This is a genomic window from Streptomyces sp. HUAS TT7 (assembly GCF_051550175.1).
Lineage (GTDB): Bacteria > Actinomycetota > Actinomycetes > Streptomycetales > Streptomycetaceae > Streptomyces.
In genome coordinates this window covers 4,675,259-4,700,189 of sequence record NZ_CP196175.1, presented here as the reverse complement: position 1 = coordinate 4,700,189, position 24,931 = coordinate 4,675,259, and the positions used below count along the sequence as shown (strand labels likewise).

Genomic DNA, 24,931 nt, shown 5'->3' with positions numbered 1-24,931 from the left:
TTGCGCTCGCCCCGAGTGTGCGATCAGCCGGCGCACGCGTCAACACCCCGTGCCGCAACACCTCGTACCTCAACCCTCCGTGCTTCAACTCCCCGCCCCCGGAGGCCACATGAGCACCGCCCCCGCCGAAGCCGTCGGCCCGCTGATGCGCGGCGTCGCCGTGCTGCGCGCGCTCAGTGACGCGGACGGGCGGCTCAGCCTCGGCGAGCTGGTCCGGGCGACCGGGCTCGCCCGCTCCACGGTCGACCGGGTCGCCGCGACGCTGGCCCGCATGGGATATCTGCGTCTCGACGGCCCCACCGCCACGCTCGCCCCGCGCCTGATGGAGCTCGCCAACGCCTACCTGGGCGCCCTGCGGCTGCCCGCCCTGCTCGGCCCGTACGCGGTCCAACTGGCCGAGGAACTGGACGAGTCGGTGTCGCTCGCGGTCCCCGACGGCGACGGCATCCGCTTCGTCCACCAGAGCACCCGACGCCGGGCGATGTCCCTCACCTTCCGCATCGGTGACCTCCTCCCCGCCGAACGCACCGCGCCGGGGCCCCTGTTCGCCGCGCACTGGACGCCCGAGCAGTGGCAGGCCTGGCACCACCGGCGCGCGGCCGACCCGGCGGGCCTCGCCTTCCCCGCTGCCCCGCCCGCCAAAGCCGGAGCCGGGCCTGCGGCCGACGATTTCGAGAAGCGCATCGAAGCGGCCCGCACCGCGGGCTGGGCCGTCGACGACCAGCTCATCGAGCCGGGCCTCATCGCCGTGGCCGCGCCGCTCCGCGACCCGGCGGGCACCCCGGTCTGCGCCCTCAGCGTGGTCAGCCACACCAGCCGCCACAGCGCGGAGTCCCTGCGGAAGGCCGTACTGCCACGGCTCCGCGCGGCCGCCACCGCGATGGAGGCCGAGCTGGCCCGTGGCCACACCCCGGCGCCCGCCACGCCCCACGCGCTCGCCGCCTGGACCTCCGCCTCGAAGCAGGAGCTCGGCTCCGGGTTCGTCGAATCGCTGGCCCGCGGCCTGACCGTGCTGACCGCGTTCGGCACCGACCGGGCCGAGCTCACGCTCAGCGCGGTCGCCGAGGCCACCGGCCTCGCCCGCGCCACCGCCCGGCGCGCCCTGATCACCCTGGGCCACCTGGGCCTGGTCGTCACCGAGGGCCGCGCCTTCCGCCTCACCCCGCGCGTCCTGGCGCTCGGCTGTCCGCCCCTGTCCCGTACGACGCTGTCCGACATCGCGGCGCCGCACCTGGCCGCCCTCGTGCGCACCGTCCACGACTCGGCCTCGCTCGCGGTGCTCGACGGCGACGCCATCCAGTACACGGCCCGGGTCGCCACCACCCGGATCATGAGCGTCAACATCACCCTGGGCACCCGCTTCCCCGCGTACGCCGCCTCGATGGGCCGGGTGCTGCTCGCCGGCCTGGACGCCGGGGAGCGCGCGGCCCTGCTCGGCCGTACGGAGCTGTCGCCGCTCACCCCGCACACGGTCACCTCCCCGGCCGCGCTGGCCTCGGTCCTGGAGCGCGTGGCGGACCAGGGGTACGCGCTGGTCGACGAGGAGCTGGAGGAGGGGCTGCGCTCGATCGCCGTGCCGGTGCGGGACGCCGGGGGGCGGGCGGTGGCGGCCGTGAACGTGGCCATGCACACCACGCGGCGCACCGTGCCGGAGTGCCTCGCCGAGGTGCTGCCCGAGCTGCGCGCCACGGCCGCGGCCATCGAGGCCGACCTGCACGTGGTCGGCCGCTATTGCCGCACACCGCTGTCGTAACCGGCACCGCCACCGGCACCGCCACCGCCACCGGTCCGAGCCCGTACCGGCACCGGGGAGGCCCCGTAATACGCACCGGAACGGATTTGTCACCTCGGCAGCGCACATTTTCCCTCTAATCGGTTAATTAGGGTAAATGGGGACATGTTCATGACCTTGTTCGGGGATACAGGATTGTCCGCTGCCCCCTGTCCCTGACACACCGGAGTACGCCTCGTGGAGACCACAGACCGCCTGGTGACCGGCCCCCCGTCAACGAAGGGAACTTAGATGGCCACCCTGTGCCGACCGGCGGTCGCCGTGCCCGACCACGTCATCACCCAGGAGCAGACCCTGGCTCTGGCCCGCGAGACCCACGACGGGCACCCGCAGCGCGACCTCGTCCTGCGCCTCATCGAGAACACCGGCGTCAAGACCCGCCACCTCGTCCAGCCCCTCGAAGCCACCCTGGCCCACCCCGGATTCGAGCTCCGCAACCAGGTGTACGAGGCCGAGGCCAAGAGACGGGTTCCCGCGGTGGTGCGCGAGGCGCTCACCCACGGCGAGGTCGAGCCCGCCGACATCGACCTGATCGTCTTCGTGTCCTGCACGGGCTTCATGATGCCCTCGCTCACCGCCTGGCTGATCAACACGATGGGCTTCCGCAACGACACCCGGCAGCTGCCCATCGCCCAGCTCGGCTGCGCGGCGGGCGGCGCCGCCATCAACCGCGCGCACGACTTCATCAAGGCCTACCCCGGCTCCAACGTGCTGATCGTGTCGTGCGAGTTCTGCTCGCTGCTCTACCAGCCCACCGACATCGGGGTGGGCTCGCTGCTGTCCAACGGCCTGTTCGGGGACGCCCTTTCGGCCGCGGTGGTCCGCGGCGAGGGCGGCACCGGCATGCGGATCGAGCGCAACGGCTCGCACCTGGTGCCGGACACCGAGAACTGGATCTCGTACGCGGTGCGCGAGACGGGCTTCCACTTCCAGCTCGACAAGCGGGTCCCGGGCACCATGGAAATGCTCGCCCCCGCCCTCAAGTCCCTGGTGGAACAGCACAGTTGGGACGTCGGAGCGCTCGACTTCTACATCATCCACGCGGGCGGCCCCCGCATCCTGGACGACCTGTGCCACTTCCTGGAGCTGGGCCCCGAGATGTTCCGCTTCAGCCGCACCACCCTCACCGAACGCGGCAACATCGCGAGCTCGGTGGTCTTCGACGCCCTGGCCCGCCTCTTCGACGCGGGCGGCATGGCCGACGGCGCCCGCGGCGTGATCGCCGGCTTCGGCCCGGGCATCACCGCGGAGATCGGCGTGGGCAGCTGGAACGCGGGCCCGGACATGGACGACGAGCTCGACGCGATGGCCGCCCGGCTCTGAACTCCGGCTGCTTCTCTGCCCGTTCCGCTACTCGTTGACCAGTACGGGGACGGAGAGCACCGCGCTGGTCGGCGTGCCGGTCAGCGGCGACTTGGGCCGGACCTCGAAGTCGATGCCGGAGCCCTCGGCGGCCGGGGTGTGGGCGCCCTTGTGGTCGTCGTGGCCCTCCTCGGCGTACTGGAACGAGCCGGTGCCGAGCAGCTTGCCGTCCGCGTCGTAGTAGGCGGCGCTCAGCTCCAGGGCGATCAGTTCGCTGACGTCCGAGGTGACGGCGAGGTGACCGGTCACGGCGGATCCGGCGGCCAGGGCGCTGCCCGTGACCTTCACCCGGTCCGTGAACGGGCCCTGTTCCAGGCGCACTTCCCCCTTCGCCAGCTTCCGGTACGCGACGGGGGCGGCGGCCTGCTCGGGTGCCGCGAAGCTCACCGAGGGGACGGGGGCCGGGGCGTCCTCGGCCTTGTCCCCGCCGGAGCCGGAGCCGCCGCAGGCCGTGGCCAGGGCGAGGGTGAGGGCGGCCAGGACGGCCGGGGCTGCGATGCGGCTCAGTCTCATGGCGTGAGTACTCCTGCGTACTTGGGCGGACGGGGCCGGGGGATGCCTGCCCCCCGGCCCCTCATCGGCGGGGCGGGGTCAGCCGCGGGGCGAGCGGCCGAACAGCGAGCCGTACATCTTCCCGTACAGGTCGGTGTTGAGCTGGCTGGCCGCGAAGCGGTCCGCGCCCGGGCCGTACGCGAAGATCGGGACGTCCGCGCCGGTGTGGTTGCCGGAGAGGTACGTCAGCCACAGGCTCGCCTCGGGGCTGCCGTCCTTGACGTTCTTCGGGTCGTCCGGGGTGCGGAAGGTGGCCGGGCCGAAGTTCTTGGCGTCGCCCGCGCCCGCGCCGTTCACGATTCCGGACGAGCGGGCCGGGTCCTTGGCACCCGAAGTGGCGCGCGAGGGAAGGGAGTTGTTCGCCGGGTTGCCCGCGTCCGTGTTTGCCGGGGGCGCCGCCGACTCGGCGTTGGTGTACGTGCCCTTCTCGATGATGTTGAAGCCCGCACACTCGTGGTCCGCGGTGACGACGACCAGCGTGTGGCCGTCCCTCTTCGCGAAGTCGGTCGCCGCCTTCACCGCGTCATCGAACGCCTTGACCTCGGCGAGCGTCTGGGCTGCGTCGTTCGCGTGCGAGCGCTTGTCGATCTGGGCGCCCTCGACCTGGAGGAAGAAGCCCTTCTTCGAGCGGCCGTCCAGCAGGTCGATCGACTTCTTCGCCATCTCGGCGAGCGTCGGCTCCTGCTTCTGCGGGGCGCCCGCGGGCAGACCCGCCTTCGCCTGCTCGACGGTCAGGTTGCCGCGGTTGAAGAGCCCGACGACCTTCTTGCCGCGCGCCTTGTCGAGGTCCGCCTTGGTGGCGACCTTCTGCGAACCGGCCGTCTGCGCGGGCAGCTTGGGGTCGCCGAACGAGCCGAGCACCTGGTAGCCCTGCTTCTGGAGCGCCTGCTGGTCCTCCGGCTCGAAGCGGGCGAGGCCGCCGCCGAGCACCACGTCGGCGGTGCCGTTGCGGGCGATCTGCTCGGCGATCGGCGTGATCAGCGTCTTGTCGGCGGGCGCCTTCTCGTAACTGCCGTCGGCGTTCTTCGGCAGGCAGGCCGCGTCCGAGTACGTCGGCCCCTGGCAGCCGCGAAGGAGCGCGTGGCTGTACTGGGCGGCGGGCGTGGCGTCGGTGACCTCGGCGGTCGAGACGTTGCCGGTGGCGAAGCCGGCCGCCTTGGCCTGCTCCATCAGCGTGGCGCGCTTCTTCTCGTAACTGTCCACGCCGATCGCGGCGTTGTACGTCTTGACGCCCGAGGCCCACGCGGTGGCGGCGCTCGCCGAGTCCGTCACCAGGGCCGGCCGGTCGCTGCCCTTCTCGACGGCGTACGTGGCGACCGCGCCCGTGTAGGGCAGGCGCTCCATGTTCAGCTTGCCCTGGGCGCCGTAGTAGCGCTCGCGGCCCGCGGTGACGTGGGTGCGGCCCATGCCGTCGCCGAGCAGGTAGATGACGTTGCGTATCTCGCGGCCGCCGCCGTGACCGCCCTGCTGGGGCGCGGAGTTGGCGGTGACGGCCGAGCCCGCGGCGACCGCGGAGGCGGCCGCGAACACCGCGAGCACCTTCATTGCCTTGTGTGTCATGGCGGCGAAGCTATGAGTCGCACGTGAACGGACCGGGAGGTTCAGGCGACCGCGAGGCGAACGCCTTTACCTGCCGCATAACTTTTGCGTCCCGCCCCTTTGCCTGCCCTGGGTGCGTCCCTTACCTCCGGTCGCCCTTACCCGTACGACAGGTTGGAGCAGATGTTGTCGTCGGCCGAGCGGGCCTTGTCCGAGACGCTGGGCGGCACCGAGGCGGGGGCGCTGGGCGCCGCGTCCGCCCCGCCTTCCTTGTACTGGGTGCCGAGGACGACGTTCAGACCGGGCGTCTTCGACTGGCGCATGAGCGCGCCGGGGAAGTGCGTGGCGAGCGTCTTGGCCTTGGCCTCGTCGTTCGGGCCGTACTCGATGACGGTGTGCGTGTAGTCCTGGGTGGCGGCGGTCGTGGCGCCGGTCACCGTGAAGCCCGCCGACTTCAGGGACTCGGCGGCCTTGCCCGCGAGGCCCTTCTCGACGGTGCCGTTGTAGACGGCGACGCTGATCCCCTGGCCGGAGGCGGGCGCCGGGGCGGAGGCGGACGGGCTCGGCGCGGCCTTCTCGCCCTTGCCCGCGGCGTCCTGGCCGTCGACCGTACGGTCCGCCCTGAGGGCGGCGAACAGCGCGTCGGCCTCGGGCTTGACGACCGCGACACGCGCGCCCTCGTACCGCCAGGGCAGCGTCACGAACTTGGTGTTGTGCAGGTCGATGTCCTTCATGGACATGGCGAAGGAGATGAGCTTCTGGGGGGAACCGAGGCCCGGGTCGACCGTCATCGACTTGGTGGCCGCGGTGGCGAGCGGCAGCAGGCTGGTCGGGTCGAGGCCGTTGCCCTTGACCTTCTTGATCAGGCTGCCGACGAAGGCCTGCTGGCGCTGGATGCGGCCTATGTCGGAGCCGTCGCCGATGCCGTGCCGGATGCGTACGTAGTCGAGCGCCTTCTGGCCGGACACGGTCTGCGGGCCCTTGGCGAAGATCCGGTCGCCCTTGTGGCCCAGCTTGGGGTTGAGGTCCCCCTGGTAGACGTCGTTGGGGACGCAGACCTGGACGCCGCCGACGGCCTCGGTCATCCTCGCGAAGCCCGCGAAGTCGACGACCACGGTGTGGTCCACGCGCAGCCCGGTCAGCTTCTCGACGGTGTTCTGGGTGCAGGCCGGGTTGCCCTGAACCGTTTCACCGACCTCGAAGGCCGAGTTGAACATCTCGTTGTGCTTCTCCTTGGTCCACGTCCCGTTCGGCAGCTTGCACGGGGGTATGTCGACCAGGGAGTCGCGCGGTATGGACACGGCGACGGCGTGCTTCTGGTCGGAGTACACATGCATCAGGAACGCGGTGTCCGAGCGGCCGATGTCACCCGTGCCGTGGCCGTACTCGGCGTTGTCGCCGGAGCGCGTGTCGGAGCCGATGACCAGGACGTTCGAGCCCTTGGTCGAGGCAGCGGGGCGATTGGCGGAGACGCCGCCGTCGTCGAAGGTCCTGATGTTGCCGTTCAGCTGGAAGTAGATCCAGCCGCCTCCGGCGACCGCGAGGACGACGACCGACAGGGCCGTGACCCCGGCGATGCGGGCGCGGCTGCGCTTGTTGCGCCGCCGTGGCGCGGCGGAGCTGCCGCTCTCGCGCCTGCTCGCCGTTCCCGCTTTGTGGCTGCCCGCCATCGGACCCCTCATCCCTCATTCACGCCTCTTCTGTAGAGGAGACGGTGAGTCGCACACTCTGGTTGTACAGTTGCGCAATGTAGCAAGTCTCACTGAGAGCCATCAGCCCCAGCCGTACGAAGAAATCGGCTGGACGAAACGGCTGTAGGACGCGAACGAGGGAGGACGGCGGGATGTTCCTGCGCAACGGGCTAGAGCCCTGGCATCTGCTGATCGTGGCCGTAGTACTGATCCTGCTGTTCGGCTCGAAGAAGCTGCCCGACACGGCACGCGCGCTGGGCAAGTCCCTGCGCATCCTCAAGAGCGAGACCAAGGCGATGCGGGAGGACTCCGGCGACCCGGCGCCCGCCGCGGCCGCCCCGGCCCCGCAGGTCACCCCGGCCCGGGCCCCGGTCCAGACGCCGGCCCCGACGGACGCACGCCCGGTTCAGTGATCGCGCCGTACGCTCGGCAGGCATGGAACAGCTGCCGACGTACGACGACGTGGTCCGCGCCCATGAGCGGATCGCCCCGCACGCCCACCGCACCCCGGTCCTGACCTCGCGGCTCACCGACGCAGAGCTCGGCCTGAGCCTCTTCTTCAAGTGCGAGAACCTCCAGCGGATGGGGGCCTTCAAGTTCCGCGGCGCGTTCAACGCGCTGTCGCGGTTCGACGCGGAGCAGCGCCGGGCGGGCGTGGTCGCCTTCTCGTCCGGCAACCACGCCCAGGCCGTCGCGCTCGCCGCGTCCCTGCTCGGCATCCCGGCGACCATCGTCATGCCGCACGACGCCCCGGCGGCCAAGCTCGCCGCCACCCAGGGGTACGGGGCGAGCGTGGTCCCGTACGACCGCTACACCGAGGACCGCGAGGAGATCGGCGCCGCGCTCGCGAAGGAGCGCGGCCTGACGCTGGTCCCGCCGTACGACCACCCCCATGTGATGGCCGGCCAGGGCACCGCCGCGAAGGAACTCTTCGAGGAGACCGGCCCGCTCGACGCGCTGTTCGTGCCGCTCGGCGGGGGCGGCCTCCTGTCGGGCAGCCTGCTCTCGGCGGGCGCGCTGTCGCCGTCCTGCGAGGTCTACGGGGTCGAGCCGGAGGCGGGCGACGACGGGCGCCGCTCACTGCGGGCGGGCCGGATCGTGCACATCGACACGCCGGCGACCATCGCGGACGGCGCCCAGACGCAGCATCTGGGCGCGCATACCTTCCCGGTGATCCGTGACCGCGTGACGGGCATCGTGACGGCGTCGGATGCCCAACTCGTTGACTGCATGCGGCTGTTCGCCGCGCGGCTGAAGCTGGTGGTGGAGCCGACGGGGTGCCTGGGCCTGGCAGCGGCGGTTGCTCTGGCCGAGCGGTTCCGGGGTGGGCGGGTGGGGGTGATCGTGAGCGGGGGGAACGTGGGCATGTCCCGCTTCGCTGAGCTGGTGGCTTAGTCCCCCACCCCGCCCCTCCCCGCTGTGACACTCTGCGGCTCCGCCGCGTGGCCTCCGGGGGTGAAGGACCCTGGGGCTCCGCCCCAGACCCCGTTCGCGCCTTGAGGGCGCTCGTCCTCAAACTCCCCCAAGGCCTTAAGGGCCAGGGGGGACCCCCATGACAGGCTGAAATGCTCCAGCGCAGGCCAGCATGGACGCCGTTAGGGGCGCGGGGAACTGCGCGACCAGCCACCCACGGCCCGAGGCCGAAAGCGGGGTTTAGGGGCGCGGGGAACCGCGCGAAACGGCCCCCGACGTGCCCGCGGTCGAAACCCCGGCCACCCCGGCGGAGCGGCGCGGCGCATGATGGGGGGATGAACGAGATGCCGGAGTGGGAGAAGCGGTTCAGGGCGCCGAGGGTGGGGCTCCCCGACTGGGCGGAGGACGCCCCGGACCGCTCGCTGTTCGTGTCGAACGCGACAGGGACGTACGAGCTGTATGCCTGGGACCGCAGGAGCGGGTCCCAGCGCCGGGCCACCGACCGCCCCAACGGCACCACCGACGGGGTGCTGACGCCGGACGGCGAGTGGATCTGGTGGTTCGACGACACCGACGGCGACGAGTTCGGGGTGTGGCGCCGCCAGCCCTTCACGGGCGGCGACGACGAGGCGGCCGTGCCGGGGCTCGACCCGTCCTACCCGGCGGGCCTCGCACTCGGCCGGGACGGCACGGCGGTGATCGGCCGCTCCACCGACGACGACGGCTCCACGATCCACGTCGTACGCCCCGGCTCCACGCCCGTCGAAATCTACCGGCACCGCGAGTCGGCGGGCGTGGGCGACCTGTCGCACGACGGGACGATGATCGCCGTCGAGCACACCGAGCACGGCGACGCGATGCACTCGGCGCTGCGCGTGGTGCGCCCGGACGGCACGGCGGTCGCCGATCTCGACGACACCAAGGGCGGCACCGAGGAGCTGGGCCTTGAGGTGCTCGGGTTCGCACCGCTGGCGGGCGACACCCGCCTGCTGATCGCGCACCAGCGCCGCGGCCGCTGGGAGCCGATGATCTGGGACGTGGCTTCCGGCGAGGAGACCGACCTCGCGCTCGACCTGCCGGGCGACGTGTCGGCCGAGTGGTACCCGGACGGCTCGGGGCTGCTCGTCGTCCACAGCTTCGAGGCGCGCAGCGGCCTCTTCCGCTTCGACCTCGCGACGCGCTCGCTGATCGAGATCGACACCCCGGCCGGTTCGGTGTCGGGGGCGACGGCCCGGCCCGACGGCACGGTGGAGTACCTGTGGTCGTCGGCGGCCAGCCCCTCCGAGGTGCGCTCCACGACGGGCGAGGTCGTGCTCGACCCTCCCGGGTTCAAGGCGCCGGGTTCCGTGCCGGTGCAGGACGCCTGGGTGGAGGGGCCCGGCGGCCGCATCCACGCCCTGGTCCAACGCCCGGCCGGCGAGGGCCCCTTCCCCACCCTCTTCGAGATCCACGGCGGGCCCACCTGGCACGACAGCGACGCGTTCGCCTCGGGACCTGCCGCCTGGATCGACCACGGCTATGCGGTGGTACGGGTCAACTACCGGGGCTCCACGGGGTACGGGCGGGCCTGGACCGACGCGCTCAAGCACCGGGTCGGGCTCATCGAGCTGGAGGACATCGCGGCGGTCCGCGACTGGGCGGTCTCCTCGGGCCTCGCCGACCCCGCGCGCCTCATCCTGGCCGGCGGCTCCTGGGGCGGCTACCTCACGCTCCTCGGCCTCGGCACGCAGCCGGACGCGTGGGCGCTCGGCCTCGCGGCGGTGCCGGTCGCGGACTACGTCACGGCGTACCACGACGAGATGGAGGCGCTGAAGGCGATGGACCGGACGCTGCTCGGCGGCACCCCGGAGGAGGTCCCGGACCGCTTCCGCGCGTCGTCCCCCCTGACGTACGTCGACGCCGTCCGGGCTCCCGTCTACATCTCCGCCGGGGTGAACGATCCGCGCTGTCCGATCCGGCAGGTGGAGAACTATGTGGACCGGCTGGTGGCGCGGGGGGCGGCGCATGAGGTCTACCGCTACGACGCGGGGCACGGCTCGCTGGTGGTGGAGGAGCGCATCAAGCAGGTCCGCCTCGAACTCGACTTCGCGGCACGCCACTTGGCGGGGTGAGATCCCCCACCCCGCCCCTTCCCGCTGTGACACTCTGCGGCTCCGCCGCGTGGCCTCCGGGGTGTGGTGGGCTGAGCTGGACTCCTGGGGCTCCGCCCCAGACCCCGTTCGCGCCTTAAGGGCGCTCGTCCTCAAACTCTCCCAAGGCCTTAAGGGCCAGGGGGGACCCCCATGACAGGCTGGGTATGCCCGTACCGCATGCCGCTAGGGGCGCGGGGAACTGCGCGACCGGCCAACGACGGCCCGCAGTCGAAGTGACCGGTTCGGGGGCCCGGGGGCGGAGCCCCCGAGGGGGCCCGGGGCCGAGGCCCCGGGGGACTTGCGGGGACCCCGCAGCCCCACCCCCCGGCAGGATTCCGTACCGTGGGGGGTGTGTACCGGTTCCTGCTCACACCCCGCTGGTGGGGAATCCACGTCTTCGTCCTGCTGGCCATCCCCTTCTGCATCTTCATGGGCAGCTGGCAGCTGGGCCGCTTCGAGGACCGCGTGCAGTCCCACGACGCGGCCGAGAAGGCGCCCGACCCCGCCACGCGGAAGGCCGAACCGCTCGCCGGCCTGCTCCCCGTGGACCAGCGCACCTCCGGCCGCCCCGCCGAGGCACGCGGACGGTACGCCGAGCAGTTCCTGGTGCCCGACCGCGAGGTCAACGGCAAGTCGGGCAGCTATGTGCTGACGATGCTGCGTACCGACGGCGGCAAGGCGCTGCCCGTCGTACGGGGCTGGATCCCGCGGGGCGCCAAGGCCCCGGCCGCGCCCGCCGGCGAGGTCGACGTCACCGGCGTACTGCAGGCCTCCGAGAACGCCGGCTCCGACGGGGTGCACGCGCAGGGCGGGCTCCCGCAGGGCCAGGTCGGCATGATCAGCGCGGCGGCCCTGGTCAACCTGGTTCCGTACCAGGTGTACGACGCCTGGGTGACGCTGCCCGGCGCCGACGCGGGCATGACTCCCGTGCCCGCCAGCGCCCCGCAGAACAGCGGGCTCGACCTCAAGGCGTTCCAGAACCTCGGCTACACCGGCGAGTGGTTCGTCTTCGCCGGGTTCGTGGTCTTCATGTGGTTCCGGCTGGTTCGGCGCGAGGCCGAGGCTCTGGAGGACGCCGAGCTCGGACTCACCCCCGAGATCCCCGAGACGGATGACGCCCCGAGCGCTTCCGCCTCGCTTCCATAGGAGCCGGGGCAAAGCGAAGAGCCGGGCAAAGCGAAGGGGGCCCGCCACCAGGCGGGCCCCCTTCGTGCTCCTCCCCCTCCGCGAACGAGGAGCCGTCCCCAATATTTCGCTTCCGGCCCGTGCTACTGCTGCGGGGCCACCGACGGTGTTCCCGCGTCCAGGACACCCGTCTTGTAGATCGTTCCGGCGCACGCGTTCGGGATCTTGGCCTCCGCGGACGGGGCGCCCGGCTCGGCGACGTGGGTCACCGCGACCGTGCCGTCCGCCGTGGCGGTGGGCGAGCCGCCGTCCGCGCCGAGCTGGGCGGTCTGGCCGCCGCCGGCCGCCGTCGTCGGGGAGACGACCCCGCTGGTGCTGCCGGAGCTGCCGTTCGACGGGCTCGGGTCGGGCGGGGGCGGGGTCTTGGGGCAGGTGTCCGACGGCACCCAGGCGAACCGCACCTCGTACGCCGCGGCCGGTTTCAGGACCAGGCGGGTGGTGTCCTTCGAGGGATCGGGGAGCCCGGCGGCCGGGTCGCCCGCCGCGTGCTCGACGACGGTGATCTTCGCCGGGTTGGCCGCGCCCTGCGCCTTCACGTTGAACTTGCCGGCGCCGCCGATCGCGCACTGCTTGTTGGACGCGTTCACTATGCGGAAGGCGCCGTAGACCTTGCCGGTCGAGTCGGGCTTGCCGACGCTCGCGGACTTCACGCTCAGCTCGCCCGCCTCGCACACCGGCGAGTTCGCCTGCACGGGCCCGCTGCCCGCCCCGGTCGCGCCGCCGGCCGTGGCGCCCGTCGTGCCCTTGCTGGGCTGCGGCGTACGGCCCGTGCTGTCGGGAGTGCCGGCCGGGCTGCCGGTGCCGGAGGGCACGGTACTCTCCCGCACGCCGTCCGAGCTGCCGGAGGCCGAGCCCGCGGTGCTGCCGTGCGTCTGCTCGCCGTGTCCCGCGACGGCGGCACGGTCGTCCGCGCTGCCCGAGGTGTTGGCGACGTGGATGAACGCCGGTACGGCGGTGGCCACCAGGAGGGCCGCGGCGACCGAGCCGACGACGGCCTGGCGCTTGCGGGCCCTCCGCACGGGCACCGCGGCCCGCAGATGTTCGAGTGCCCCCTCCGAGGGCATCAGGTCGTCCACCGCGCCGTGCAGCAGCCTGCGCAGCGCGAGTTCGTCGGCCGCGTCCGAACCCGCCGAGGCGGGCGGCAGGCCGAAGGGGGGATTGCCGGTGCTGTTCTTTTCCGGCGTTTTGTCCACGAATCCGTATCCAGTCAGGTCGTTCAGGTCATTCCTGGGCCGCTGGTCCGGCCTACTCTTCCCGTGCTCCCCGTGGGCGCCACGCCGTCCGTGGGCGCCATGCCTTCCGTAGGCTCCGTGTTCCCCATGGCCGCCGTTCCCCGGGCGCCCGGCGCCGTCCCTGTCGCCGTTCTTGTCGGGGCCCGTCATGCCGGTGCCTCCATGGCGATCCGCAGGGCGGCGATGCCCCGCGATCCGTACGCCTTCACCGAGCCCAGGGATATCCCGAGCGTCTCGGCGACCTGGGCCTCCGTCATGTCCGCGAAGTAGCGCAGCACGAGCACCTCGCGCTGGCGGCGCTGGAGCCCGCGCATCGCCTTGATCAGCGCGTCGCGCTCCAGCTGGTCGTACGCGCCCTCCTCGGCGCTCGCCATGTCGGGCATCGGCTTGGAGAGCAGCTTGAGCCCGAGGATGCGGCGGCGCAGCGCGGACCGCGACAGATTGACGACGGTCTGGCGCAGGTAGGCGAGGGTCTTCTCCGGCTCGCGCACCCGGCCGCGCGCCGAGTGGACCCGGATGAACGCCTCCTGCACCACGTCCTCGCAGGAGGCGGTGTCGTCCAGGAGCAGGGCCGCGAGGCCGAGCAGCGAGCGGTAGTGCGCGCGGTAGGTCTCGGTGAGGTGATCGACAGTGGTGCCGGCCGCCATGACCTCGTCAGCGCTCTCGCGCGAGGGCGCCTGGGAGGGAACGCGGGCCGGACGGGTGGCGGGCATGGGCGCGATCACCGGCATGCCGCCGGGCGCACCGAGGCGCCGACGCGGGCGGACGACCGTGCCACCGCGTGCCGGTACCGCTCGGAAATCGAGTACCTCTGCCACGCCTGTTGGACACGTTCCTCCCCGTCAGGGTTGTACGCGTACGACACTGTTTTTGGCGGTGCACTACATACCCTCATCCGTACCCGCTCTTCCCCAATGCCCCGATTTTTACGGCACCTTGAGGGGCTACCGCATAGACGCTCCATGCCGGACTGCGGTTGCAGGGACACGGAAATGAATCGTGTAACAAGGCATCGGCGCAGTTCAAGTGGTACAGACCAGCGACTTGCTCACAGAGCGTTCACAGATCCTACAAATCAGTGGACCTCATCGCGCGCTGAATTCACGGGCCGCCAACTCCGCGATGTGCGCGGCGTTCAGGGCCGTGCCCTTGCGGAGGTTGTCGCCGCAGACGAAAAGTTCCAGTACGTGCGGATCGTCCGGCGAACTGCGCACCCGGCCCACCCACGTGGGGTCGGTGCCGACCACGTCCGCGGGCGTCGGGAACTCGCCGACGGCCGGGTTGTCGAAGAGCACCACGCCCGGCGCGGTCGCCAGGATCTCGTGGGCCCGCGCGACGTCCACCTCGTTCTCGAAGCGGGCGTGCACCGACACCGAGTGGGTCGTGACGACCGGGACCCGCACACAGGTCGCGGCCACCGGAAGCCGCGGCAGGTCGAGCAGTTTGCGCAGTTCGTCCCGCAGGCCCAGTTCCTGCGAGGACCAGCCGTCCCCGGCGAGCTCCCCGGTCCACGGCACCACGTTCAGCGCGACCGGCGCCGCGAACGGGCCGAGGTCGTCGCCGACCGCCCGCCGCACATCGCCCGGACTCGTGCCGAGCCCGCTCCCGGCCACCAGCGAGATCTGCCGGCGCAGCGCCTCGACCGCGGCCTGCCCCTCGCCGCTGACCGCCTCGTACGTGGAGAGGACCAGCTCGCTCAGGCAGAACTCGGCGTGCAGCGCGCCCACCGTCACGCTCATGGCGAGGGTGGTGGGGTGCGGGCTCGCGACGATGCCGCGCGGACGCATCCGTACGGCATGGGGATTGAGCTCCGGGACCACGAGCGGCACGTCCGGGTCCATGCGGAAGGCGGCCGAACTGTCCACCACCACCGCGCCCTTGGCGGCCGCGACCGGCGCCCAGCGGGCGGCGATCTCGTCGGGGGCGAGGAAGACGACGACGTCGGCCCCGTCCAGGGCCTCCTCGCTCAGCGCGAGGACCTCGCACTCCTCGCCCCGTACGAGCAGCTTGCGGCCGGCCGAGCGCGCGGACGCGACGAGCCGGACCTCGCCCCAGACATCGGCATGCTGGGACAGGATCTGGAGCATCACCGAACCGGCGCCCCCGGTCGCTCCGACGACCGTGAGCGCCGGCCTGCGGGTCATCGCCCGGTGCCTCCGTAGACGACGGCCTCGTCGCTGTCGGAGTCGAGACCGAAGGCGGTGTGCACGGCGCGCACGGCCTCGTTCACGTCGTCGGCGCGGGTCACGACCGAGATGCGGATCTCGGAGGTCGAGATCAGCTCGATGTTGACGCCCGCGTCGGACAGGGCCTCGAAGAAGCCCGCCGTGACACCCGGGTTGGTCTTCATGCCGGCGCCGACCAGCGAGATCTTGGCGATCTGGTCGTCGTAGCGCAGCGACTCGAAGCCGATGGCGGGCTTGGAGCGCTCCAGGGCGTCGATGGCCTTGCGGCCCTCGGCCTTGGGCAGCGTGAACGAGATGTCGGTCAGACCCGTCGACGCGGCGGAGACGTTCTGCACCACCATGTCGATGTTGATCTCGGCGTCCGCGATGGTGCGGAAGATCGCCGCGGCCTCGCCCGGCTTGTCGGGCACCCCGACGACCGTGACCTTCGCCTCGGAGACGTCGTGCGCGACTCCGGAGATGATGGCGTGCTCCACCTGCTGGCCTTCCGACTGGGAACGTGGTTCGTTGCTGACCCAGGTGCCCTGAAGTCCGCTGAAGGACGACCGCACATGGATCGGGATGTTGTAACGGCGGGCGTATTCGACGCACCGGTGCAGGAGCACCTTGGAGCCGGACGCCGCCAGCTCCAGCATGTCCTCGAAGGAGATCCAGTCGATCTTCTTCGCCTTCTTCACGACGCGGGGGTCCGCAGTGAAGACGCCGTCGACGTCCGTGTAGATCTCACAGACCTCGGCGTCGAGCGCGGCCGCAAGGGCGACGGCGGTCGTGTCGGACCCGCCGCGGCCGAGCGTGGTGATGTTCTTGCCCTCCTGGCTGACGCCCTGGAACCCGGCGACGATGGCGATGTTGCCCTCGTCGATCGAGGTCCGGATGCGGCCCGGGGTGACGTCGATGATCCGCGCTTTGTTGTGGACCGAATCGGTGATGACACCGGCCTGGCTGCCCGTGAACGACTGGGCCTGGTGGCCCAGGTTTTTGATCGCCATGGCGAGCAGTGCCATGGAGATCCGCTCTCCGGCGGTCAGCAGCATGTCGAATTCCCGCCCGGCAGGCATCGGTGACACCTGCTCCGCGAGCTCGATCAACTCATCCGTCGTGTCGCCCATCGCGGAAACCACGACGACCACCTGGTGGCCGGACTTCTTGGCTTCCACGATCCGCTTGGCGACGCGCTTGATGCCCTCGGCATCGGCAACGGAGGAGCCTCCGTACTTCTGCACGACAAGGCCCACGTGCGCTCCTCGCTCAGTTCATTACTGCGGTCGGCTCAGTCTAACGAGCGGGCCGGATTCGCCCGCGCCGTATCACTTCGTGAGATGTCCCGCTCACGAATTGATCACCGGGCGTTGTCCGATCCGCTCGCGAGATCCGCCTGCCCCTGCATCCCGGTTTGTACGCGGCTTGTGGCCGGGGTCACAGCGGCGAGACCGAGGGGGCGGACCGGAGTCGGCGCCAACTCCCTTGCGCACAGCCCTACTTGAGGTCGTGCAGGCCCAGCGGACCCGCGAGCTCCTCGACCATGACGCGGCCCGCCTCCTCCTCCAGGGCGTCCGCCGCCAGGTCCTCGTCGGTGTCGAGGCCGTCCAGCGCTTCGAGCGGCTGGTTCAGGCGGACGTGGGCGACCAGGGACTGGAGCGCGCGCAGCGCGGCGGAGGCCGTCGAGCCCCAGTTGGAGAAGTACGAGAACTGCCACCACCACAGGGCCTCGGTGGTGCGGCCCGCGCGGTAGTGCGCCAGGCCGTGGCGCAGGTCGGTGACGACGTCGGCGAGGTCGTCGGAGATCCGGCACGCCACCGGCGCCTTGCGCGGCTCGTACGGGTCGAAGACCTCGGAGTACACGTCGATGGGTTCCAGGAGCCGGGCGAACCGCTCGCGCAGCTCGTCGACGTCGGCCTCCGGGCCGAGGTCCGGCTCGTAGCGCTCGTCCGGGACGATGTCCTCGTGCGCGCCGAGCCGGCCGCCGGCGAGCAGCAGCTGGGAGACCTCCAGGAGGAGGAACGGCACGGCGCTGTCGGGCTCGTCGCCCTTGGCCACTTCGGTGACCGCGACGATGAAGGACTCGACCTGGTCGGCGATCTGGACCGCGAAGGAGTCCGGGTCCTGGTTGGTCGCGTGCAGCGTTGCGTCAGACATCGAGTTGACCTTCCTCGTACCCCTCGTGGGCGTCATACATCGAGCAGCCGCCTTCCTTCGAAGGCCCGGCCCAGGGTGACCTCGTCGGCGTATTCGAGGTCGCCGCCCACCGGCAGGCCGCTGGCGAGCCGGGTGACCTTGAGACCCATGGGCTTGATCATGCGGGCGAGGTACGTCGCGGTGGCCTCGCCCTCCAGGTTCGGGTCGGTGGCCAGGATCAGCTCGGTGACCGTGCCGTCCGCGAGGCGGGCGAGCAGCTCGCGGATGCGCAGGTCGTCCGGGCCGACCCCCTCGATCGGGCTGATGGCGCCGCCGAGCACGTGGTAGCGGCCGCGGAACTCGCGGGTCCGCTCGATGGCCACGACGTCCTTGGGCTCCTCCACGACGCAGATGACCGTCTGGTCGCGGCGCGGGTCGCGGCAGATGTTGCACCGCTCCTCCTGCGCCACGTTGCCGCACACCGCACAGAACCGGACCTTGTCCTTCACTTCGAGCAGGGCGTGCGCGAGGCGGCGCACGTCGGTCGGCTCGGCCTGGAGGATGTGGAAGGCGATCCGCTGCGCGCTCTTGGGACCGACGCCGGGCAGCCTGCCCAGTTCGTCGATGAGGTCCTGAACCACGCCTTCGTACAACGGAACGCCTCTCGTGGGTTGCTCTGACGCCTACGGTAGTTGCTGTGCGTCCGCCTCAGTAGGTCAGGCGCACGGGTACGTGCGCCCGGGCGGGTGCACGCCAGTGGCCCGGTCCTAGAACGGCAGTCCCGGCATGCCGCCGAGGCCCTGCGCCAGCGGGCCCAGCTTCTGCTGCTGGAGCTGCTGCGCGTTCTCGTTGGCGGCCTGCACGGCCGCGACGACGAGGTCCGCGAGGGTCTCGGTGTCCTCCGGGTCGACCGCCTTCGGGTCGATGACCAGGGCGCGCAGCTCGCCCGAGCCGGTCACGGTCGCCTTGACGAGACCGCCGCCGGCCTGTCCGTCGACCTCGGTCGCCGCGAGTTCCTCCTGGGCAAGGGCGAGGTCCTGCTGCATCTTCTGGGCCTGCTGGAGAAGCTGCTGCATGTTGGGCTGGCCACCACCAGGGATCACGTTTCACTCCGGGTTTCGGTAGGACGGTTGTCTCTTTCGGCACTCCGAGCCTACGTGGTCGACAGGCGCCCTGCTCCGCAACTCTTTCGAGTGATGCGGTGCGGGTTCCTATACCTGATCAAGGGCCACTTCCGGGCGGAAATACCTGGATATCGCCCCCTCGGCCCTCCATTCGGCGGTAGGAATGGCGGTCGGGTGTGTCAGCACGCGTCAATACGCACGCGCGCCCCGCGGATGGCCGCACGGCGTCACGGCATTTACACGGCATTTACTACGTCCAGTACACGTCCAGTACGTCCAGATCCACATCCAGGTGCCCGTACGTCACTCGATGTCGCAGAGGGTCACAGCAGCAAGTGCGGAGGGAGCGGCCGGGTGAGCCAGCCGGACATGCAGCCCGAGGGGCCCCCGGGCCAGGCCCGGCGGGACGAGGGCGCGCAGACGGGCGATCTGACCGGGAGGCCGTTCCCGCTCGGCGACTGGGGCGAGCCGGCCGAGCGCCTCGACGCGCTGTACCGCTGGGCGGAGGACGGCGCCCTGCGCACCGCGGACTGGTACCTCGCCGACCGGCTCTGGAAGCGCCGCGGCGCCCGTACCCTGCGCTGCGGCACGGCGAGCGGCGCGATCGCGGGGGCCGTGCTCCCGCTGCTCGATCTGACCGGCGCCCTGAAGGGCGCGGCGGGCTGGGGCTATCTGTGTCTGCTGCTCGGCGCCGCGTGCATGGCCTGCGACCGCTACTTCGGGCTCACCTCGGGCTGGATGCGGGACGTCGCCACCGCCCAGGCCGTGCAGCGCAGGCTCCAGAGCCTCCAGTTCGACTGGGCCTCGGAGAGCGTGCGGGAGGTGCTCGGGCCCACCGAGGGCACCGCGAGCGAGGCGGCCGAGCGGTGCCTCTCGCTGCTGCGCCGGTTCACCGAGGACGTCACCGAGCTGGTCCGCTCGGAGACGGCGGACTGGATGGTGGAGTTCCGCTCGGGTCCCGCGCCGCTCGTCATGCAGACCCTGAGCACGGCGGCTCCGCGCGCGGACGGCGCCCCCGGCCCGGGCCGCTTCCCCCTCCCCCCGGCCACCCGCCCGAACATGCCGCGCCAGCGGCCGCCGGAGGGGCCGCGCCAGTAGCCGGGGCGCCGGGGGCGAGGTCTTGCCCCTCGGCAGCGGGTTCAGCTGAAGATGATCATCGAGCCCTGGGCGAGGCTGCGGGTCGCCGCCGCGTGCAGCCCGAGCCACACGTGCCGCTCGCGCGCGAAGGGGCTCTCGTCGTACGGGATGGGTCCGGCCGGCTCTTCGAGCGAGGTGGGCCGGTCCGGCGGGGCGGGTGCGGTCGGCGGGTTGGCCGGATCTATGCCGATGGCGGGCCCCACGAACTCCAGCTCCCGCAACAGCCCCTGCGAGGAGCCGAGCGGTCCGCCGCCCGCGAGGAGCTCCTCGTTGGAGAGCGGGATCGCGAAGTCGACCGGGACGTAGGCCCCGGCGTGGTCGTAGTGCCACACCAGGTGCGACTGCTGGGCGGTCGTCTCGAACATCTCCAGGAGCTGCTCGTAGTCGCCGCCGAGCTCGTCGACGGGCGTGACCGCGAGGCCGCACAGCTGGAGGAGGTAGGCGCGGCGCAGGAAGTGCAGCGCGTCGTAGTCGAACCCCGCGACGGGTGCCACGTCGCCGGACAGGCCCGGCATGTACGCGAAGACCGGTACGGGCGGGAGCCCGGCGTCGCCGAGCGCCTTGTCGTACGAGGCGATCTCCTCCGCGAACGGGTTGTCGGGGCTGTGGCACAGCACATCGACGAGGGGGACCAGCCACAGGTCACAGGCCAAGACGGCCTCGCTCTCAACTCGTTTGGTTCGATGGTCGGGACAGCGTAGTGCGCCGGGCACGCCGCGCGAAGAGTGCCCGTCAACTCCTGTTGCGAGGTGACTGGATCCCCCCGCGCCCCGGTCGGGAGGGTTTACCCACCAGCCCGTCCATTACTCGGATGGCCGGACTTGAGCGCGTGCCCCGGACGCGGAAGGTGTCACCGGACCGACGACACGTCCCAGATCCACACCCCGCCCACCTTCGTGCCCTCGCGGCCGAGCAGCCGGGTCACCGTGTCGTACAGCTCGGGCGCCTGCGGCTGGGGGGCGAGGACCAGGACGCCCGCGCGCCAGTACGCGAGGTCCTCGCGGGCCTGGTTCTGCCAGTCCGTGCCGATGTCCGGGACGGGCTTGCCGGAGCGCACGTCGCTGAACAGGTTCGACGTCCAGCGCGGGGAGGCGCCGTAGATGCCGATGCGGTCCGGCCCCCAGGGGCCGTTGAAGTAGCCGCCGGGCACCGGGAAGCCGAGGCCCGTCGACGACTGCCAGTGCAGCGCCTCCGCCGAGCCCGGGTCGGGCAGCGGCACCGGGACCAGGGACTCCCCCGGCTTCACGTACTTCTTCCACAGGCCGGACGCGATGAACTCGGGCACCTCGGGGCGCGCGTTCGTCGGGAACGACGTCGGGACGATCGGGAGCAGGGCCAGCGCGATCGCCGTGAAGCCGGCCGCCTGCGTGGCCCGCACCCGGCTGAGCGCGAGGCGTCCCGCGGCAAGCGCGACCAGCGCGCCGAGCGCCGGCGCGCAGATCATCGCGACCCGGCCCTCGATCACCGACTCGAAGAGCGGCTTGTGCGCGAGCAGCTTCCAGGGGCCGGGGAGGACCACGTCGGTGTACGGGATGCGGATCTTCTGGCCGAGCGAGAGGACCGCGGCCGCCACACCCGTGAATGCCAGCGCCTTGACGAGCGGCCGCCGCCACAGCCGTACGACGATCGCGAAGGCGAGGGCCACCAGGGGCCAGCCGTAGAACGCGTTCTGCTCGGTGCGGTTGAGGGCCAGCTTGTCGGCGGTCGCGTCGTCGCCCATCAGCGAGCGCCCCGCGAACTCGATCAGCGCGAGCGGCGAATTGCCCGCGCTGTCGCCGTGCAGCACGCTGTGATAGCTCTGCGCCCCGGCGAACTGCCGGTACAGCGGGTACGCGATGAGCACCAGGCAGACCCCGAGCGCGTACGCCATGCCGGTGGCCAGCGGCTGCACCGCCGCACGCGCGACATCGCGCCGGGCCAGCGCGTACGACAGCGCGAACAGGGCCATGCCCAGCGAGGCGAGCAGCAGCACCTCTTCGCCGAGGAAGATCTGGTACGCCGTGAACAGGCCCAGGATCACCCCGTCGCGGCGCACGTCCCGGCCCTCGCACAGGCGCAGCGCGCGGTCGATGATCAGCGGGATCATGAACAGGACGCAGAAGTTCGGGTGCGCGTTGCCGTGCGAGATCATCGGCGGCGCGAAGGCCGCGAGCGCCCCGCCGAGCCCGGCCGCCCACCGGTTCTCGGTCACCCGGCGCGCGAAGAGCCAGTACCAGGCGTACGCGGTCGCGGATATCCCCAGGGTGAGGACGAGCGCCCAGGTGAGCGTCGGCCCGAAGGCGAGGGTGACCGGGGTGAGCGGCACGGACAGGCCCAGCATCGGCGTGTTGCCCATGAGGTTCACGCCGTCGGGGAAGTTCTGGACGTCTGTGAACAGGGGGTCGCGCAGGTGGGTCACGTTGTCCGCGGTGACCGAGAAGAACCACTCCCACTGGTTCTGGTCCTGCATCGAGTCGGTGAGGTAGCTCCGCCCGAGGCCGCCCCACAGGTTCTTGTAGAGCAGTACGGAGGAGAGCAGGTAGAGGGCGCCGAGCACCAGGTCGACGCGGCGGACCGCGCGCGCCTTGAGGCGGGCCAGCTCCCACAGCACCTTGCCGTAGTCCGCGGCCCCCACCTTGGAGCCGTCCTGGTGCGACCAGCGCACCGGCACCTCGGAGACCGCCCAGCCCCTGCGGCGGAAGAACTGGAGGATCTCGACGTCTATGCCCCAGCCGTCCAGCCGGGCGTCGGCGAACGCGGCGCGTGCCTTCTCGCCGTCGAACAGCTTGAAGCCGCACTGGGTGTCGCGGATGCCGGGGACGGCGACGGCCCGGATCAGCCGGTTGCCCATCCGGCCGAGCAGTTCGCGCAGCCGGCTCTGGTGGACCTCGATGCGGGCCTCGGGGTGGGCGCGCGAGCCGATCGCGGCGGCCGTCTCGCCCTCGGTCATCGCCTTGGCGAGCTGGTCCAGCTCCTCTATGGGGGTGGCCATGTCGGCGTCCGTGATCAGGACGCGGCGCCCGTAGGAGGCGAGCACCCCGAGCCGCAGGGCGTGGCCCTTGCCGCGGTTGCTCTCGCTGACGACGACGTTGATGCGGGGGTCGGTGGCGGCGGCCTCGCGGGCCACCCGCACGGTCTCGTCCGCGGAGCCGTCGTCGACGACTATGAGCTCCCAGCTGCAGCTGTCGCCGAGGTGGCCGCGGATCGCCTCCAGGGTAGGCGCGAGGCGCTGCTCCTCGTTGTACGCGGGGACGACGACGCTCAGTTCGACCTGTCCGGCCGGTTCGGTGATCACCGCGGGAGCCGCTCCGCCCACATCAGGGATTCGTCGTTGTAGGCGGCGATCAGCAGCCGTGCCTCTTCGAAGTCGCCTCGGCCGAGCGCGGCGACGACCTCGCCGTGGCCGGTCCACAGCCAGTCGCTGAGGTCGCTGTGGGTGCGCAGGTACGGGACCGCGAACACCCAGCTCTGCATGCGCAGGCGGTGCAGGAAGTCGGAGATGTAGGTGTTCCCGGCGAACGCGCACAGCTCCCGCCAGAACCGCAGGTCGTAGCCGACCAGGATGTTCAGGTCGCCGCCGCGCGCGGCCCGCGCGGCCTCCTCGCCCCGGCGGCGCACCGAGACGAGGGCCGGTCCGTAGGCCTCCAGGGAGCCGGCGCCCGCGGCCCGCCGGAATATCCCGTCGACCACCAGGGCCCGCGCCTCGACGATGCCCTTGTAGTCCTCGACGGAGAAGGCCCGTACCCGGAAGCCGCGGTGCTGGTCGGAGTCGAGCAGGCCCTGCGCGCAGAGGTCGACGAGCGCCTCGCGCACGGGCGTGGCGGAGACGCCGTACTGCTCGGCTATCTGCTTGACCGTGAACTCCTCGCAGGGCTGCATACGCCCCGCGAGCACTTCGTCACGGAGCGCGTCCGCGATCTGTTGTCGGAGGGTGCTGCGGGTGACCGCTCCGCTAGCGGGCATGACTCGCTCCCCTCCTCCGGCTTCGGGCCACCCTATGGGGTGCCCGGAAACCGGACAAAGGAGAGCGGGTTTTTGCTCCCGGATCGGGACGCAAGCGTCACACGGTGTGCTGGTCCGCGACCGTCAGCGCCTCGTCGAGCGCGGCGAGTCCTTCCTTCGCCTCCGCCTCGGTGATGTTGCAGGGCGGCACGACATGGGTGCGGTTCATGTTGATGAACGGCCACAGCCCGTTCTTCTTGCAGGCGGCGCCGAACGCGGCCATCGGCGCGTTGTCCGCCCCGGTCGCGTTGTACGGCACCAGCGGCTCGCGGGTCTCCTTGCTGCGGACGAGCTCCAGGGCCCAGAACACGCCCATGCCGCGCACCTCGCCGACCGAGGGGTGCCGCTCGGCGATCTCGCGCAGCCCGGGCTCCAGGACGCTCGACCCGATGTGAGCGGCCTGCTCGACGACACCCTCCTCCTCCATCACGTTGATGGAGGCGACGGCCGCGGCGCAGGCCAGCGGGTGCCCGGAGTAGGTGAGACCGCCGGGGAAGGGCCGGTGCTCGAAGGTCTCGGCGATCTTCTGGCTGATGGCGACGCCGCCGAGCGGCACATAGCCGGAGTTGACGCCCTTGGCGAAGGTCATGAGGTCCGGCACGACGTCGAAGTGCTCGGAGGCGAACCACTTGCCGGTCCGGCCGAACCCGGCCATGACCTCGTCCAGGACGAGCACGATCCCGTACTTGTCGCAGATCTCGCGCACGCCGGGCAGGTAGCCGGCCGGAGGCGTCATGATGCCAGCCGTGCCGGGCACCGACTCCAGGATGATCGCGGCGATCGTGGCGGGCCCCTCGAAGGCGATGGTCTCCTCAAGGTGCTTGAGCGCCCGCGCACATTCCTCTTCCTGCGTACTGGCGTGGAAGGGCGAGCGGTACAGGAACGGCGCCCAGAACCGGGCCACCCCCGCCGAGCCGCTGTCGGAGGCCCAGCGCCGGGGGTCGCCGGTGAGGTTGATCGCCGTGTTCGTACCGCCGTGGTACGAGCGGTAGGCGCTCATCACCTTGTGGCGGCCGGTGTGCAGGCGGGCCATGCGGATGGCGTTCTCGACGGCCTCCGCACCGCCATTGGTGAAGAAGATCTTGTCGAGGTCCCCGGGGGTGCGCTCGGCGATCAGCCGGGCCGCCTCCGACCGCGCCTCGACCGCGAAAGCGGGCGCGAACGTGGTCATCTTCGCGGCCTGCTCCTGGATCGCGGCGACGACCTTCGGGTGCTGGTACCCGATGTTGGTGAAGACGAGCCCGCTGGTGAAGTCGAGGTAGCGGTTGCCGTCGTAGTCCCAGAAGTAGGACCCCTCCGCGCCGGCCACGGCGAGCGGGTCGATCAGGCCCTGGGCGGACCAGGAGTGGAACACGTGCGCACGGTCGGCGGCCTTCACAGCCGCGCCGGCCTGAGGATCGGGAGTGCCTTGAGGGGTCATGCCTCCAGGGTAAGGACGCGCAGGTGGGAGCGGCCATGACCATCTTGTCCACCGAGACCTCCCAGGCTCG

Annotated in this window: 21 protein-coding genes; 7 read left to right on the top strand and 14 right to left on the bottom strand. The window is 71.5% G+C overall.

Annotation, left to right across the window (positions count from 1 at the left end; all coding sequences use genetic code 11):
- Positions 1 to 109: 109 nt before the first annotated feature.
- Complete coding sequence (locus ACSHXC_RS21225) at positions 110 to 1,753, top strand: IclR family transcriptional regulator domain-containing protein (RefSeq protein ID WP_438293104.1); 1,644 nt, start codon at positions 110 to 112, stop codon at positions 1,751 to 1,753.
- A gap of 270 nt (positions 1,754 to 2,023) precedes the next feature.
- Positions 2,024 to 3,115, top strand: a complete 1,092-nt coding sequence (locus ACSHXC_RS21220) for a type III polyketide synthase (RefSeq protein ID WP_438293103.1) — start codon at positions 2,024 to 2,026, stop codon at positions 3,113 to 3,115.
- 27 nt (positions 3,116 to 3,142) lie between these two features.
- Here ACSHXC_RS21220 and ACSHXC_RS21215 read toward each other — a convergent pair whose 3' ends face one another.
- The 3 genes from ACSHXC_RS21215 to ACSHXC_RS21205 form a co-directional block, all read right to left on the bottom strand.
- Positions 3,143 to 3,667 carry a hypothetical protein gene (locus ACSHXC_RS21215; RefSeq protein WP_438293102.1) on the bottom strand — a complete coding sequence of 175 codons (525 nt, stop codon included), beginning with the start codon at positions 3,665 to 3,667 and terminating at the stop codon, positions 3,143 to 3,145.
- Positions 3,668 to 3,745: 78 nt separating this feature from the next.
- The gene (locus ACSHXC_RS21210; protein ID WP_438293101.1) at positions 3,746 to 5,266 is read right to left on the bottom strand and encodes an alkaline phosphatase; all 1,521 of its coding nucleotides are present in this window, start codon (positions 5,264 to 5,266) and stop codon (positions 3,746 to 3,748) included.
- 137 nt (positions 5,267 to 5,403) lie between these two features.
- Positions 5,404 to 6,915, bottom strand: coding sequence for an LCP family protein (locus tag ACSHXC_RS21205; RefSeq protein WP_438293100.1), 1,512 nt, complete (start codon positions 6,913 to 6,915; stop codon positions 5,404 to 5,406).
- A 173-nt stretch (positions 6,916 to 7,088) separates the two neighbouring features.
- Here ACSHXC_RS21205 and tatA point away from each other — a divergent pair, with 173 nt between their 5' ends.
- The 4 genes from tatA to ACSHXC_RS21185 all read left to right on the top strand — a co-directional run bounded on the left by tatA (position 7,089) and on the right by ACSHXC_RS21185 (position 11,627).
- Positions 7,089 to 7,349: a Sec-independent protein translocase subunit TatA gene (tatA, locus tag ACSHXC_RS21200; RefSeq protein WP_438293099.1), complete on the top strand. Its 261-nt coding sequence runs from the start codon at positions 7,089 to 7,091 to the stop codon at positions 7,347 to 7,349.
- Positions 7,350 to 7,371: 22 nt separating this feature from the next.
- A complete protein-coding gene (locus ACSHXC_RS21195) occupies positions 7,372 to 8,331 on the top strand; it encodes a threo-3-hydroxy-L-aspartate ammonia-lyase (RefSeq protein WP_438293098.1) in 960 nt (319 codons plus the stop codon).
- A gap of 353 nt (positions 8,332 to 8,684) precedes the next feature.
- Entirely contained in the window at positions 8,685 to 10,460 is a 1,776-nt protein-coding gene (locus tag ACSHXC_RS21190) for a prolyl oligopeptidase family serine peptidase (RefSeq protein WP_438293097.1), read from the top strand.
- Positions 10,461 to 10,832: 372 nt separating this feature from the next.
- Positions 10,833 to 11,627: an SURF1 family protein gene (locus ACSHXC_RS21185; RefSeq protein ID WP_438293096.1), complete on the top strand. Its 795-nt coding sequence runs from the start codon at positions 10,833 to 10,835 to the stop codon at positions 11,625 to 11,627.
- 122 nt (positions 11,628 to 11,749) lie between these two features.
- Here the strand turns inward: ACSHXC_RS21185 and ACSHXC_RS21180 are convergent, their stop codons facing one another.
- The 7 genes from ACSHXC_RS21180 to ACSHXC_RS21150 form a co-directional block, all read right to left on the bottom strand.
- Positions 11,750 to 12,859, bottom strand: a complete 1,110-nt coding sequence (locus ACSHXC_RS21180) for a hypothetical protein (RefSeq protein WP_438293095.1) — start codon at positions 12,857 to 12,859, stop codon at positions 11,750 to 11,752.
- Positions 12,860 to 13,044: 185 nt separating this feature from the next.
- On the bottom strand, positions 13,045 to 13,716 hold the full coding sequence (locus ACSHXC_RS21175; RefSeq protein WP_438293094.1) for a SigE family RNA polymerase sigma factor: 672 nt from the start codon (positions 13,714 to 13,716) through the stop codon (positions 13,045 to 13,047).
- Between the two features lie 267 nt (positions 13,717 to 13,983).
- Positions 13,984 to 15,042 carry an aspartate-semialdehyde dehydrogenase gene (locus ACSHXC_RS21170; RefSeq protein WP_438293093.1) on the bottom strand — a complete coding sequence of 353 codons (1,059 nt, stop codon included), beginning with the start codon at positions 15,040 to 15,042 and terminating at the stop codon, positions 13,984 to 13,986.
- Positions 15,039 to 16,319, bottom strand: a complete 1,281-nt coding sequence (locus tag ACSHXC_RS21165) for an aspartate kinase (RefSeq protein WP_399491526.1) — start codon at positions 16,317 to 16,319, stop codon at positions 15,039 to 15,041. The genes ACSHXC_RS21170 and ACSHXC_RS21165 overlap by 4 nt, the downstream gene beginning before the upstream one ends.
- 241 nt (positions 16,320 to 16,560) lie before the next feature.
- Complete coding sequence (locus ACSHXC_RS21160) at positions 16,561 to 17,220, bottom strand: DUF5063 domain-containing protein (RefSeq protein ID WP_438293092.1); 660 nt, start codon at positions 17,218 to 17,220, stop codon at positions 16,561 to 16,563.
- A gap of 32 nt (positions 17,221 to 17,252) precedes the next feature.
- Positions 17,253 to 17,852 carry a recombination mediator RecR gene (gene recR / locus ACSHXC_RS21155; RefSeq protein ID WP_161248166.1) on the bottom strand — a complete coding sequence of 200 codons (600 nt, stop codon included), beginning with the start codon at positions 17,850 to 17,852 and terminating at the stop codon, positions 17,253 to 17,255.
- A 114-nt stretch (positions 17,853 to 17,966) separates the two neighbouring features.
- Positions 17,967 to 18,302 carry a YbaB/EbfC family nucleoid-associated protein gene (locus ACSHXC_RS21150; RefSeq protein WP_438293091.1) on the bottom strand — a complete coding sequence of 112 codons (336 nt, stop codon included), beginning with the start codon at positions 18,300 to 18,302 and terminating at the stop codon, positions 17,967 to 17,969.
- A gap of 375 nt (positions 18,303 to 18,677) precedes the next feature.
- Between ACSHXC_RS21150 and ACSHXC_RS21145 the strand changes: the two genes are divergently transcribed.
- Positions 18,678 to 19,421, top strand: a complete 744-nt coding sequence (locus tag ACSHXC_RS21145; protein ID WP_438293090.1) for an SLATT domain-containing protein — start codon at positions 18,678 to 18,680, stop codon at positions 19,419 to 19,421.
- A gap of 41 nt (positions 19,422 to 19,462) precedes the next feature.
- Here the strand turns inward: ACSHXC_RS21145 and ACSHXC_RS21140 are convergent, their stop codons facing one another.
- The 4 genes from ACSHXC_RS21140 to ACSHXC_RS21125 all read right to left on the bottom strand — a co-directional run bounded on the left by ACSHXC_RS21140 (position 19,463) and on the right by ACSHXC_RS21125 (position 24,861).
- On the bottom strand, positions 19,463 to 20,113 hold the full coding sequence (locus tag ACSHXC_RS21140; protein WP_438293089.1) for a hypothetical protein: 651 nt from the start codon (positions 20,111 to 20,113) through the stop codon (positions 19,463 to 19,465).
- A 197-nt stretch (positions 20,114 to 20,310) separates the two neighbouring features.
- Positions 20,311 to 22,734, bottom strand: a complete 2,424-nt coding sequence (locus ACSHXC_RS21135; RefSeq protein WP_438293088.1) for a dolichyl-phosphate beta-glucosyltransferase — start codon at positions 22,732 to 22,734, stop codon at positions 20,311 to 20,313.
- On the bottom strand, positions 22,731 to 23,402 hold the full coding sequence (locus tag ACSHXC_RS21130; RefSeq protein WP_438293087.1) for a GntR family transcriptional regulator: 672 nt from the start codon (positions 23,400 to 23,402) through the stop codon (positions 22,731 to 22,733). Before ACSHXC_RS21130 ends, ACSHXC_RS21135 begins: the two co-directional genes overlap by 4 nt.
- A 97-nt stretch (positions 23,403 to 23,499) precedes the next feature.
- Positions 23,500 to 24,861: an aspartate aminotransferase family protein gene (locus ACSHXC_RS21125; RefSeq protein WP_438293086.1), complete on the bottom strand. Its 1,362-nt coding sequence runs from the start codon at positions 24,859 to 24,861 to the stop codon at positions 23,500 to 23,502.
- Positions 24,862 to 24,931 lie beyond the last annotated feature (70 nt).